General features: G+C 34.1%; 11 protein-coding genes. 10 read left to right on the top strand and 1 reads right to left on the bottom strand.

The features are described from left to right. Window position 1: 1 nt before the first annotated feature. On the top strand, window positions 2-2,047 hold the full coding sequence (gene recG, locus JN168_RS08130; protein WP_279525755.1) for an ATP-dependent DNA helicase RecG: 2,046 nt from the start codon (window positions 2-4) through the stop codon (window positions 2,045-2,047). A gap of 166 nt (window positions 2,048-2,213) precedes the next feature. Here the strand turns inward: recG and JN168_RS08125 are convergent, their stop codons facing one another. After that, on the bottom strand, window positions 2,214-3,785 hold the full coding sequence (locus JN168_RS08125) for a M4 family metallopeptidase (protein WP_279525754.1): 1,572 nt from the start codon (window positions 3,783-3,785) through the stop codon (window positions 2,214-2,216). Window positions 3,786-4,115: 330 nt separating this feature from the next. Between JN168_RS08125 and fapR the strand changes: the two genes are divergently transcribed. From fapR to JN168_RS08080, 9 genes are all read left to right on the top strand, one after another. Further along, window positions 4,116-4,685: a transcription factor FapR gene (gene fapR, locus JN168_RS08120; RefSeq protein ID WP_042738885.1), complete on the top strand. Its 570-nt coding sequence runs from the start codon at window positions 4,116-4,118 to the stop codon at window positions 4,683-4,685. Further along, window positions 4,678-5,664: a phosphate acyltransferase PlsX gene (gene plsX / locus JN168_RS08115; protein ID WP_042738884.1), complete on the top strand. Its 987-nt coding sequence runs from the start codon at window positions 4,678-4,680 to the stop codon at window positions 5,662-5,664. Before fapR ends, plsX begins: the two co-directional genes overlap by 8 nt. Further along, complete coding sequence (gene fabD / locus JN168_RS08110) at window positions 5,657-6,583, top strand: ACP S-malonyltransferase (RefSeq protein WP_279525753.1); 927 nt, start codon at window positions 5,657-5,659, stop codon at window positions 6,581-6,583. Before plsX ends, fabD begins: the two co-directional genes overlap by 8 nt. Then, on the top strand, window positions 6,576-7,313 hold the full coding sequence (gene fabG / locus JN168_RS08105; RefSeq protein WP_042738882.1) for a 3-oxoacyl-[acyl-carrier-protein] reductase: 738 nt from the start codon (window positions 6,576-6,578) through the stop codon (window positions 7,311-7,313). The genes fabD and fabG overlap by 8 nt, the downstream gene beginning before the upstream one ends. A 217-nt stretch (window positions 7,314-7,530) precedes the next feature. Beyond that, complete coding sequence (locus JN168_RS08100; protein ID WP_042738881.1) at window positions 7,531-7,764, top strand: acyl carrier protein; 234 nt, start codon at window positions 7,531-7,533, stop codon at window positions 7,762-7,764. Window positions 7,765-8,011: 247 nt separating this feature from the next. Beyond that, on the top strand, window positions 8,012-8,722 hold the full coding sequence (gene rnc / locus JN168_RS08095) for a ribonuclease III (RefSeq protein ID WP_411841283.1): 711 nt from the start codon (window positions 8,012-8,014) through the stop codon (window positions 8,720-8,722). Between the two features lie 79 nt (window positions 8,723-8,801). Continuing rightward, window positions 8,802-12,371 (top strand): chromosome segregation protein SMC, encoded by a 3,570-nt coding sequence (gene smc / locus JN168_RS08090; RefSeq protein ID WP_042738879.1) that lies wholly within the window; start codon window positions 8,802-8,804, stop codon window positions 12,369-12,371. Next, window positions 12,368-13,618, top strand: a complete 1,251-nt coding sequence (gene ftsY / locus JN168_RS08085) for a signal recognition particle-docking protein FtsY (RefSeq protein ID WP_042738878.1) — start codon at window positions 12,368-12,370, stop codon at window positions 13,616-13,618. Before smc ends, ftsY begins: the two co-directional genes overlap by 4 nt. Next, a complete protein-coding gene (locus JN168_RS08080; protein ID WP_042738877.1) occupies window positions 13,605-13,940 on the top strand; it encodes a putative DNA-binding protein in 336 nt (111 codons plus the stop codon). Before ftsY ends, JN168_RS08080 begins: the two co-directional genes overlap by 14 nt. Window positions 13,941-13,978: the final 38 nt, after the last annotated feature.

The following is a 13,978-nucleotide window of genomic DNA, read 5'->3' as shown; positions in this document are numbered from 1 at the left end:
AATGTCGAAAATCAACTTAATAGATAGTCCTTTCCCTTTAGCACAGATAAAGGGTTTAGGACCTAAACGTTTGGCTGTACTAAATGAATTGAATATTTATACGGTAGAAGATTTAGTATTATATTTACCGACACGCTATGATGATAATACTGTAATAGATTTAAATCAGGCGGAAGATCTGGCGACAGTGACAGTAGTGGGTGAAGTTTATTCAACGCCTACTGTCGCTTTTTTTGGTAGAAATAAATCTAAATTGACTGTGCATATTATGGTAAATCATATTGCGGTTAAGTGTACTTTTTTTAATCAACCGTATTTAAAGAAAAAAATAGAATTGCACGGTATGGTTACAGTAAAAGGTAAATGGAACCGTAGTAAACAAGAAATCAATGGAATGCGGATGTTTTTTACTCAAAGTAGTGAATCAGAGACTCAATTTGAACCGGTATATCGAATAAAAGAAGGTATCAAACAGAAACCTTTAAGAGAAATGATTCGACAGGTTTTGGGTGAAGTTACAATTCATGAGTGGCTATCAGATAAGTTAAGAGCAAAATATAAATTAGAAACATTAAATGATACATTACATGCGTTGCATTTTGCTCCTGATAAACAATCATTGCTTAAAGCAAGGCGTACATATGCCTTTACTGAGTTATTTATGTTTGAATTGAGAATGCAGTGGTTGAATCGAATTGAAAAAACATCAGATGAAGCGATCGAAGTAGATTATGATATTGAATTAGTCAAACAATTCATTAAAGATTTACCATTTGAATTAACGGATGCTCAGAAAAATAGTGTGAATGAAATTTTCAGAGACTTAAAGGCACCATTACGCATGCACCGTTTACTACAAGGAGACGTTGGATCAGGTAAAACAGTGGTTGCAGCTATTTGTATGTATGCTTTAAAAACAGCGGGTTATCAGTCTGCATTGATGGTGCCAACTGAAATTTTAGCAGAACAACACGCTGAAAGTTTAGTTGAAATATTTGGTGATCGCATGAATGTAGCACTGCTTACTGGATCGGTAAAGGGGAAAAAAAGAAAACTACTTTTAGAACAACTTGAAAATAATGAAATCGATTGTATTATAGGGACACATGCATTAATACAGGATGATGTTATATTTCATAATATTGGTTTGGTAATTACGGATGAACAACATCGCTTTGGTGTGAATCAGCGACAATTATTAAGAGAAAAGGGTGCGATGACTAATGTACTCTTTATGACTGCCACACCAATACCTAGAACATTGGCAATATCTGTCTTTGGAGAAATGGATGTATCCTCAATAAAGCAGTTACCAAAAGGAAGAAAGCCAATTATTACCTCATGGTCTAAGCATGAAGCGTATGACAGTGTGTTAAATCAAATGACAGCTGAATTAAGAAAAGGGCGACAAGCCTATGTCATTTGTCCTTTGATTGAAAGTTCTGAGCATTTAGAAGACGTACAAAACGTAGTAGCACTATATGAATCATTAGAACAATATTATGGTGAAGGAAAAGTAGGGCTCTTACATGGTAAGTTATCATCTGATGATAAGGATGAAGTGATGCAACGATTTAGTAATCATGAGATTGATATTTTAGTATCAACTACTGTTGTCGAAGTAGGAGTCAATGTACCCAATGCTACGTTTATGATGATCTATGATGCTGATCGTTTTGGGTTGTCTACATTACATCAGTTGCGTGGTCGTGTTGGTAGAAGTGAACATCAAAGTTATTGTGTGTTAATTGCTTCTCCGAAAACTGAAACAGGAATTGAAAGAATGAATATCATGACTCAAACGACAGATGGCTTTGAATTGAGTGAGAGAGACCTAGAAATGCGTGGTCCTGGTGATTTCTTTGGTGTAAAGCAAAGTGGACTGCCTGATTTCCTCGTAGCCAATGTAGTTGAAGATTATAAAATGCTTGAAGTTGCAAGGGATGAAGCTGCTGAGTTAATCCAATCTGGTGCGTTCTTTGAACCGCAATATGAGCGATTAAGGACATTTATTCAAGATAATCTATTATATATGAGCTTTGACTAGTAGTGATTTAGTATGTAATGGATATGCTAAACATGTGCTTAATCGAAATTATGATGTGAATAAATAAGTGCAATAGAGGAATATAAATATAGCCACGCCCAAAGATTAATTCAATCTTTGGGCGTGGCATTTTTAAATTAGAAAATATGTTTCAAATTGTCAGTTACTAGTCTGTAACGCCTACATCATTCCAAGCTTTTTCAATTGCTTGTGTTTCAGTACTATTATCACCATATAATTGATTTGCAGCCCCTTTTAATGAGGCTTTTGCATCAGTGAATTGTGATTTAGGTGTTAGGTATTGTGTTAATGCTAAATAGTAAATTTGTTCTGCTTTTGATTTGCCAATTGATTTTATAGTTAGATAAGCAGCTTTATTAGGGATACCACTATTGATATGTACGCCGCCTTCATCGTCTGTGCCTTTATAATAATCAGCCATATTAGCAGGTTGATTATATTTCTCTGGATTTGATAGACTACGTAATCCGTCGCCATCTTTACCTGGTGTATACACATCTTCTCCCATCAACCAATTATCAGGATCATTGAAATAGCCAAAGACATCTGAGAATGATTCATTTAAAGCTCCAGGTTGGTCATGATATTCAAGTGCTGCAGTATTTTCAGTTACTGCGTGTGTTAATTCATGAGCTACTACATCTTTAGCACCTGATAGAGGTGCAAATTGTTTGCCATCTCCATCACCATAAACCATATATTGACCAGTCCATGCGGCATTATTATATTGCTTTCCATAATGTACTACAGAATCAATTTTTTTATTATTATTATCTAAACTTTTGCGATTAAACTTGTCTAAGTAATAGTGATAGACTGAATTAGCGTAATAATGTGCATCGACACCAGCTTTTTGATTATCTTTATTGAAATTAGTTGAACCATTGATAATTGGTAATGATAATGATTCAGTACTATTTGCTGAACGCGTTTCGATTTCAGTATCTTGAGATGTATCGTGTAAGGTATATTTACCTAGTGTGTTTGTAATATTTAAAGGTGATTTCACATCGCCATTTACGCCTGTACCTTTACCTGTAGCACTAGCATGTTCGATTAAGTTTTGTTTTCGAATTACGTCACCTGTATTTGCGTCAATTTGGACTTTCCAATGTGCAAGTTTAGGGTGTATGTAGTTAATCTCAACATCGTAAACAAGTTTTTTCTTATCACTATTAATATCAAGTTTATTATCACTAATAACAGGATATCCTTTAATATTACTAATTTTATTTTTATCGATGCCTAAGGCTGAGAGAGCTTTATCTTCTGCATCGTTTTTAGATAATTGAACTTTATTCGTTGTTTCGATTTTTGGCTTATCTAAATTACCATTAATTAAAGTAACTTTATTATCGTTATTTACATGTACTTTAATTCGGCTATCAGACGCTGTTACGTTGTCTTTATTTGGTTCTAGCGTATAGTGTGTTGAACCTGATTGATCAGCTTCTTTCTTAACGACATGATACTGATCAAATGCAGAACGAACATAACTCTCATCTTTAGCTTTCGTTTTATTCTGAATTAATTTTTGTGCATTATCTTGCAGTAATTTTTCAATATCTTGGTTGCTTGTAACGTTTATATCATCTAGATGCTTTAATTGACTTTCAGTTATCGTTTGCCTTGCTGATGTCTCTTTAGCGTCAACGGTATTACTTAACAATGCAATCGTTGCACTCGATGCCAATGTTGCGAGTAAAAATTTTTTCATTTAAATACCTCCGAAATTATTAAAAAGCAAATTAATATTTTATTTATGAATTGCTTATCATTATGCAATTAATATTAGTTAAAATCAATAACTATTTTAAAAATAATTAAAGATTAATAAATTTGTAATTTTTCTATTGTTAAAAATGGCTATATCATTTAGAAAAAAATATTAAGTTACTAAATTTATTTACTTGCTACTTTACTAAAAAAGTAATTGTGAAAAATAATTAAAGATAATAATGATATTTGTTGAGTAGAACAAATAGAAAGTGTTATGATATGTGAGGAATGTTTAAGACTTGGTACTAAAAAGTAGGGGTTGAGCAAAATGAAGTTAAAAAAACAAGAACGACGCGAAGCTATAAAAAAAGAAATAGAAAAAAATCCCTTTATTACTGATTTGGATTTGAGTACGTTGTTTTCAGTGAGTATTCAAACAATCAGGTTGGACCGTACATACTTGAATATTCCGGAATTGCGAAAGAGAATCAAGACAGTTGCTAGGAAAAATCACGACCGTATCCGTTCAATCGACGGCAGTGAAATTATTGGGGACGTCATTAATGTCCAACCAAATCGTGAAGCAACTTCTATTATCGATATTGACGAGGATTCAGTATTTACCAGAAACCAAATTGCACGTGGTCATGTATTATTTGCACAAGCAAATTCGCTTTGTGTGGCACTTATACATAAATCAAGTGTGTTGACGAAAGAAAGTAATGTAGAATTTTTAAAAACAGTAAAATTAAATGATACAGTACGTGCAGAAGCACACGTAATTGAAAGTACAAGTAAGTACTTTATAATACAAGTAAATTCATATGTAAAAGATGCATTGGTATTTAAGGGTACATTTAAAATGTATTATATAAGTGAGGATGAGCAAGATGGTTAAATTAGCTATTGATATGATGGGTGGAGATGATGCACCACAAATCGTTTTAGATGCCGTAAAAAAAGCGGTAAATGATTTTAGTGATTTAGAAATCATTTTATTCGGTGATGAAGCTCAGTGTACAATTCAACATGAAAGAGTTGAAGTGAGACATTGTACAGAAGAAATTACTATGGAAGATGAGCCAGTACGCGCAATCAAACGTAAAAAAGATAGTTCAATGGTAAAAATGGCAGAAGCTGTTAAATCAGGTGAAGCAGAAGGGTGCGTATCTGCAGGTAACACTGGTGCGCTCATGTCTGCAGGTTTGTTTATTGTTGGGCGAATTAAAGGTGTAGAACGACCAGCATTGGTAGTAACATTACCTACAATTTCAGGTAAAGGGTTTGTGTTTATGGATGTTGGTGCGAATGCGGAAGCTAAACCAGAACATTTATTACAATATGCACAATTAGGACATATCTATGCGCAAAAGATTCGTGGCATTGAACATCCTTCAGTTGGATTGTTAAATATTGGAACTGAAGCTGCAAAAGGTAATAGTTTAACAAAAAAAGCTTACGGATTGATGGCTGAGCAACAAGTATTTAAGTTTGCGGGAAATGTAGAAGCGAAAGGCTTAATGCAAGATGTAGCAGACGTAGTAGTAACTGATGGTTATACAGGTAACATGATTCTTAAAAATCTCGAAGGTGTTGCTAAATCTATAGGAAAAATGTTTAAATCTACATTGTTAAGTAGTTTTAAAAATAAAATGGCTGCTTTAATTTTACGTAAAGATTTAAATCAATTAATGACTAAAATGGACTATGCAGAATATGGTGGTTCGGTCTTGTTAGGTTTAAATGGTACAGTAGTAAAAGCACATGGTAGTTCTAGTGCAAAGGCATTTTATTCTGCTATCAAACAAGCAAAAATTGCTGGTGAACAACGAATTGTTCAAACAATGAAAGAAACGGTAGGTGCAGAAAATGAGTAAAACAGCTATAATTTTTCCGGGTCAAGGATCACAAAAGGTCGGAATGGCAAGTGACTTATACAATGAGAACGAAGCGGCAACTGCAATATTAAATGAAGCACAATCTGCTGTGGATTTTGACTTATTAGAAACGATGTTTACAGATTCAGATGAGAAACTGGGTCAAACTGAAAATACACAACCTGCATTATTAACACATAGTTCAGCTTTGCTGAGTGCTTTGGAAAATATTGATGCAGACTATACAATGGGTCATAGTTTAGGCGAATATGTGAGTTTAGTTGCAAGCGGCGTATTAAAATTTGAAGATGCTGTGAAAATTGTGCGCAAACGTGGTCGATTGATGGCAGCAGCCTTTCCAGATGGTGTTGGTAGTATGGCAGCTGTGCTTGGTTTAGATTTTGATGAAGTAAACGCAATTTGTAAAGATTTGTCAACAGCTGATGAAGTTATTGAACCTGCTAATATCAATTCGCCAGGTCAAATTGTGGTTTCAGGTCATAAAACGTTAATTGATCAATTAGTAGCAGAAGGGAAATCTAGAGGTGCGAAACGTGTATTACCTCTAGCAGTTTCTGGGCCATTTCATTCTTCAATGATGCAAGTGATTGAAGATGACTTTGCACAATATGTAGATCAATTTGAATGGCACGATGCACAGTTTCCAGTGGTTCAAAATGTACATGCACAAGGAGAAACAGATGCTAATATCATTAAAGCCAATATGATTAAACAATTATATTCTCCAGTTCAATTTATTGAATCGACTGAATGGTTGATCGCACAAGGCGTTGATCATTTTATAGAAATCGGACCGGGTAAAGTATTATCAGGTTTAATAAAAAAAATAAACAGAGATGTAAAAGTAACTTCAATTCAAACATTAGAAGACGTAAAAGGGTGGAATGAAAATGACTAAAAGCGCATTAGTAACAGGAGCATCAAGAGGTATAGGTCGAAGTATTGCACTACAATTGGCTGATGAAGGATACAATGTAGCCGTGAACTATGCGGGCAGTAAAGACAAAGCTGACGCAGTAGTCGAAGAAATTAAAGCAAAAGGTGTAGACAGTTTTGCGATACAAGCCAACGTTGCCAATGGTGATGAAGTTAAAGCAATGATTAAAGAAGTTGTAAGTCAATTTGGCTCAGTGGACGTACTAGTCAACAATGCTGGTATTACACGTGACAACTTACTTATGAGAATGAAGGAACAAGAATGGGACGACGTTATTGATACAAATTTAAAAGGTGTATTTAACTGTATTCAAAAGGTAACACCACAAATGCTTAGACAAAGAAGTGGTGCCATTATCAACTTATCAAGTGTGGTAGGTGCCGTTGGTAATCCAGGTCAAACAAATTACGTAGCAACAAAAGCTGGCGTTATTGGTATGACGAAATCTGTTGCCCGCGAATTAGCTTCTAGAAGTATCACAGTAAACGCAGTTGCACCAGGTTTCATTGTTTCTGATATGACGGATGCATTAAGTGATGAGCTTAAAGAGCAAATGTTAGATCAAATTCCATTAGCACGTTTTGGTGAAGATAAAGATATTGCCAATACTGTTGCGTTCTTAGCTTCAGATAAGGCAAAATACATCACAGGCCAAACAATTCATGTTAATGGTGGCATGTTTATGGAATAAAACCATTGAATTGTCAATGGTTGAAATAAAAGGCCGATTTATAAAAATGTTATAAAAAAGTTGTAATTTTAATTACACTTTTGCATGATGATTGTGAATTAACTTGTAAATTTATTCACTTCCCATTTGGAGCGTTGAAATACTACTTGTATTTCAATCGATAAAATGGGAAAATAAAAAAGTCTATAAGTAAACTTTTAGAAGGAGGTGAATCGACGTGGAAAACTTTGACAAAGTAAAAGATATCATCGTTGACCGATTAGGAGTTGACGCTGAAAAGGTAACTGAAGAAGCATCTTTCAAAGATGATTTAGGCGCTGACTCACTTGATATCGCTGAATTAGTTATGGAATTAGAAGACGAGTTTGGTACTGAAATTCCTGATGAAGAAGCTGAAAAAATCAACACTGTTGGTGATGCAGTTAAATTTATTAATAGCATTGAAAAATAATAAACACATATCTGAGTCGTTATAAGATACGGCTCAGATTTTTTATTGTTAAAAAAGTACAACGATTGTTATTTTTAGAGAATATCAATGTAAAATACCCGACGTGTTGTTGGCTGTTTTACTATCGTTTTTTTAAAACAGTTTTCTCTTTAGTTTTATGTACAAATCACGTAAAATGTAAGGGTATATAATAGATTAGCTCTAAATCTGAGGAGGAAAGAGATTGACCAATTATAAAAAAAAGGAAATGGTTCAAGCATTCCAAACGAGGTTTGCTGAAAAAATGCAAGAATTAGATTTGAATTTTAATCAAATTGATTTATATCAACAAGCATTTTCTCACTCTAGTTTTATAAATGATTTTAATATGAATCGTTTAGATCACAATGAAAGATTAGAATTTTTAGGAGATGCGGTATTAGAATTGACGGTTTCACGTTATTTGTTCGATAAATACCCAGAATTGCCAGAAGGTAATTTAACAAAGATGCGTGCAACAATTGTTTGTGAGCCCTCACTTGTAATATTTGCGAAAAAAATTCACTTAAATAATTTAATTCTATTAGGTAAAGGTGAAGAAAAAACGGGTGGTCGTACGAGACCGTCGCTCGTGTCTGATGCTTTCGAAGCTTTTGTAGGTGCGTTATATCTAGATCAAGGTTTGCCATCTGTATGGAAATTTGCAGAAAAGACAATCTTCCCGTTTGTTGAAGATGATGAACTTGAAGGCGTGGTAGACTTTAAAACACAATTTCAAGAGTATGTACATCGTCAAAATAAGGGTGATGTAACTTATAGATTAATAAATGAAGAGGGTCCAGCACATCACCGCTTATTTACTTCAGAAGTAATCCTAGAAGGAACAGCAGTAGCTGAAGGTAAAGGTAAAACCAAAAAGGAATCAGAACAAAAAGCAGCAGAACGTGCTTATAAATCATTAAAGAATAAAGTTAAATAGCTTTGTTATTAAAGCAGTTTGGAATAATCAATACATTGTTTATTTAATCAATGCAATGTAATTTTTTAAGGAGAATAGCATGGTATATTTGAAATCAATAGATGCTGTTGGGTTTAAGTCGTTTGCTGAACACACAAACGTACAATTTGATGAGGGTGTTACAGCGATAGTAGGGCCTAACGGTAGTGGGAAAAGTAATATCACCGATGCGATTAAGTGGGTGCTAGGAGAGCAATCTGCAAAGTCGTTACGCGGGGCGAAGATGGAAGATATCATTTTCTCAGGAGCTGAACATCGAAAGGCTCAAAATTATGCGGAAGTAAAATTGAAGCTTGATAATAGTGCTGGTAAATTACAAATTGATGCCACAGATGTTGTAGTTACGCGCAGATTGTACCGCAGTGGTGAAAGTGAATATTATTTGAATAATGACCGCGCTAGATTAAAGGATATTACGGATTTATTTTTAGACTCAGGATTAGGAAAAGAAGCGTTTAGTATTATCTCACAAGGTAGAGTGGATGAAATATTAAATGCTAAGCCAGTAGATAGAAGGCAAATATTAGAAGAGTCTGCTGGTGTATTAAAATATAAAAAGCGTAAAGCAGCTTCGATGCAGAAACTAAATCAAACTGAAGACAATTTATCTAGAGTGGAAGATATTTTATATGATTTAGAAGGTAGAGTTGAACCATTAAGAGAAGAAGCGGCGATAGCTAAAGAATATAAGCATCTTTCTCAAGAAATGGAACGTAGTGATGTTCTTGTAACGGTGCATGATATTGCAAACTATAATAAAAATATTCATGAATTAGATGACAATTTAAATCAACTTAAAAGTCAACAAGAAGCAAAAGATGCTGAAAAAGTACAACATACTAATGCTTTAAATAAATTTAAATCTGAAAGACAGCAGCTTGATGATACAGTGGAGTCACTAAATTATCAATTAGTTAAAGCGACAGAAGATGTTGAAAAGTATTCTGGCCAACTCAATTTACTTGAAGAACGCAAAAAAAATCAATCAGAAACGAATGCTCGTTTTGAAGAAGAACAAGCAAGTTTAGAAAGTCAGAAAGAACAACTAGAAGCAGAACAACATGAGGCCAAGACACAACTGAGTCAATTGAAAGCGCAACAAAAGGAATTAAACGAGACGATACAATTATTAGAATCACAATTATACGTATCTGATGAACAACATGATGAAAAACTAGAACAAATTAAAGACGAATATTATCAATTGATGTCTGAACAATCAGATGTAAACAATGATATTCGATTTTTAGAACATACAATTCAAGAAAATGAATCTAAACAATCTAGGTTAGATTCAAGATTAATTGAAGCATTTGAACAATTAAAGTCGATACAAGCAGAAATAAATGCAGTAGAAGAACAATATAAAGGTGCGCAAAAGGAATTAAAGGAATTAGAAACTGAATCTGCTCAATGTGAACGTAAATTGACGCAACTGAAACAACAACAAACAACATATGAAGACAAATTACATCAAGCATATCGCTATAATGAAAAATTAAAATCTCGAATTGATAGTTTGGCAACACAACAAGAAGATTATAGTTACTTTTTCAATGGTGTAAAACATATTTTAAAAGCGAAGAAGGACAAACTTTCTGGTATTCATGGTGCGGTTGCGGAAGTAGTACAAGTACCATCTGATTTAACTAAGGCAATTGAAACAGCATTAGGTGCATCATTACAACATGTTATTGTAGAAACTGAAAAGGATGGACGACAAGCAATTCAATATTTAAAGCAACATGGACTGGGTCGTGCGACTTTCTTGCCGTTAAATGTCATTCAACCGAGACAACTTAGCCAAGAAATTTTATCTGCAGCACAAAAAGCTGAAGGATTTGTCAATATAGCATCTCAAGCAGTATCAACTAGTGATGCTTATCAAAATGTTGTCCAGAATTTACTTGGCAATACAATTATTGTTAAAGAATTGAAACATGCAAATGATTTAGCAAGAACAATTCGTTATCGTACGAGAATTGTGACATTAGATGGAGATATTGTTAATCCAGGTGGTTCTATGACTGGTGGCGGTGATCGTAAGACTAAAAGTATCCTATCTCAAAAGGATGAACTTGCTACAATGCGCGCACAACTTGAAGATTATCAACGTCAAACTGTTGAATTTGAGCAACAATATCAAGCAATTAAAGATGACTCAGATAAACACAGTGAGCGATATTTTGATATAGGTCAACAATATAATACTGTTAAACAAAAAGTTCATAGTTATGAATTAGAATTGGATAGACTACGTAAAAATGAAGCGCATTTAAAAGATGAACATGAGGAATTTCAATTTGAGAAAAACGATGGTTATCAAAGTGAGACGAGTAAGCAAACCTTAAATGATAAAAAACAGCGTTTGCAAGAAATCAAAGATTTATTAGGTAAACTAGAAAATGATATAAATGTTTTTACAAAACTTTCCAAAGAAGGAAAGGAAAGCTCAAATCAAATACAACAACAATTACATCAAAAGAAATCAGATTTAGCCGTTGTCAAAGAGCGTTTAAACACGCAAAAGCAAACGGATGCTAAATTAAAACAACAACTACAACAAGTTTCAGAGCAACAACAACGTTTAGACGAACAAATCGAATTGTTCAATTCAGATGAAGTTACAGGTGAAACGGCATTTAACAATATTCAAACAAAAATTACAGACAGTAAAGAAACCAAAGCACAATTAACTGAACAACTTGAAACATTAAAGCAAAAACGTTTGGAGTTAAATGAAACGATTGAAACAACTGATCAAAAATTGAGTGAAGCAAACCAAGATATTTTATCGATAGAAAACAGGTATCAAGATATTAAATCTGAACAGTCACGTTTAGATGTCCTAATTAATCATGCGATTGATCATTTAAGCGAAACATACCATTTAACTTATGAACGTGCGAGTGAACTATATGAATTAGATGATGATATTGAAGCGCTTCGTAAAAAGGTGAAACTAACTAAAATGTCAATTGAGGAACTTGGACCAGTCAATTTAAATGCAATTGAACAATTTGAAGAAATAAACTCTAGATATACCTTCTTAAACGAGCAACGTACAGATTTAAGAGCAGCTAAAACGACACTAGAACAAATAATAGAAGAGATGGACCAGGAAGTTAAAGACCGCTTTAAAGAAACATTCCATGCAGTACAAGGTTATTTTGCTGAGGTCTTCAAGTCATTATTTGGTGGCGGCCAAGCAGAATTGCGTCTGACAGATGATGATTATTTAACTGCAGGTGTAGATATAATCGTACAGCCCCCTGGTAAAAAATTACAACATCTCTCGTTACTTAGTGGTGGAGAACGTGCTCTAAGTGCAATTGCCTTATTATTCGCTATCTTACAAGTACGCTCAGCGCCATTTGTAATATTAGATGAAGTAGAAGCAGCTTTGGATGAGGCAAACGTTATTCGCTATGCGCAATATTTGAAAGACTTATCAGATCAAACACAGTTTATAGTTATAACGCATAGAAAAGGAACGATGGAATATTCAGATTGCTTATATGGTGTTACAATGCAAGAATCAGGTGTTTCTAAATTGGTAAGCGTGAATTTAAATACGATAGATAAAGTCATGGAGGAGGAACAAGCATGAGCTTTTTCAAACGATTAAAGGATAAATTTTCGGGTTCAAGTGAAGAACCAAAGCAACAAGAAGAATTAGAACAATTAGAATCAGACGGACAGCCTCAAGAAGATTCAGAGGTTGCTGAACAAGTTGAGCAAAAGGAAAAGAAGAAACCGAAAAAGTTAAAAGAAGCAGACTTTGATGAAGATGGTTTGATTTCGATTGAAGACTTTGAAGAAATAGAAGCACAGCAATTAGGTGCTAAGTTTAGAGCTGGTTTAGAAAAATCTCGTGAAAATTTCCAAGCACAACTTAACAACTTAATCGCGCGTTACCGTAAAGTAGATGAAGACTTCTTTGAAGCATTAGAAGAAATGTTAATTACGGCAGATGTCGGATTTAATACTGTAATGCAATTAGTTGAAGAATTACGCGATGAAGCAAAGCGTAGAAATATCACTGAAACTGAAGATTTACGTGAAGTTATCGTTGAAAAAATTGTTGAAATTTATCATCAAGACGATGAACATTCAGAAGTCATGAATCTGGAAGATGGTAGATTGAATGTCATCTTAATGGTTGGTGTCAATGGTGTAGGTAAAACAACAACAATTGGTAAATTAGCACATCGATATCAAGCTGAAGGTAAAAAGGTAATGCTAGCCGCAGGTGATACGTTTAGAGCAGGTGCAATAGAGCAACTTAAGGTTTGGGGAGAGCGTGTTGGTGTAGAAGTGACGAGCCAAAGTGAAGGTTCAGATCCTGCTGCAGTGATGTATGATGCAATTAATGCAGCCAAAAGTAAGGGTGTCGATATCTTAATCTGTGATACAGCTGGACGTTTACAAAATAAATCCAACCTAATGAATGAGCTTGAAAAAGTTAAACGTGTCATTGGTCGTGCAGTACCTGATGCTCCTCATGAAGTCTTGTTGTGCTTAGATGCAACGACAGGTCAAAACGCACTTTCACAAGCTAAATCATTCAAAGAAGTTACAAACGTGACAGGTATTGTGCTAACGAAACTTGACGGAACTGCTAAAGGTGGTATTGTCTTAGCGATTAGAAATGAGCTCCACATACCTGTTAAATATGTTGGATTAGGTGAAAAATTAGATGATTTACAACCATTTAACCCAGAAAGTTATGTTTACGGCTTATTTGCAGACATGATTGAACAAAATGTAGAAGTGTCTGAAGATGGGGATAGTGAGTTGACGTCTGATCAACTTAACACTGGTTCAGTAGAAGGTCGATCAGATGAGCCAAAATAATGATTTAATTAAAACGATTAGAATGAATTACTTGTTTGATTTTTATCAAGCACTATTAACAAAGAAACAACGCAATTATCTCGAATTATTTTATTTGCAAGATTATTCGTTGAGTGAAATTGCTGATACGTTTGATGTGAGTCGACAAGCAGTGTATGATAATATTAGAAGAACTGGCGACCTAGTTGAAGATTATGAGACAAAGTTAGGTTTATATAAAAATTTTGAATTAAGACAAGAAATATACGAACAGATGAAATTAAATGTAAATGATTCTGAGAAGATTAAACAATATATACAAGCTTTGGAAGATTTAGAATAAGTATAAATTAATATAAAGCAAAAAGGAGGGTATTTGAT

The organism is Staphylococcus gallinarum (genome assembly GCF_029774255.1).
Lineage (GTDB): Bacteria > Bacillota > Bacilli > Staphylococcales > Staphylococcaceae > Staphylococcus > Staphylococcus gallinarum.
The sequence above is the reverse complement of the archived record's forward strand: the minus strand, read 5'-3'. Positions and strand labels throughout refer to the sequence as shown.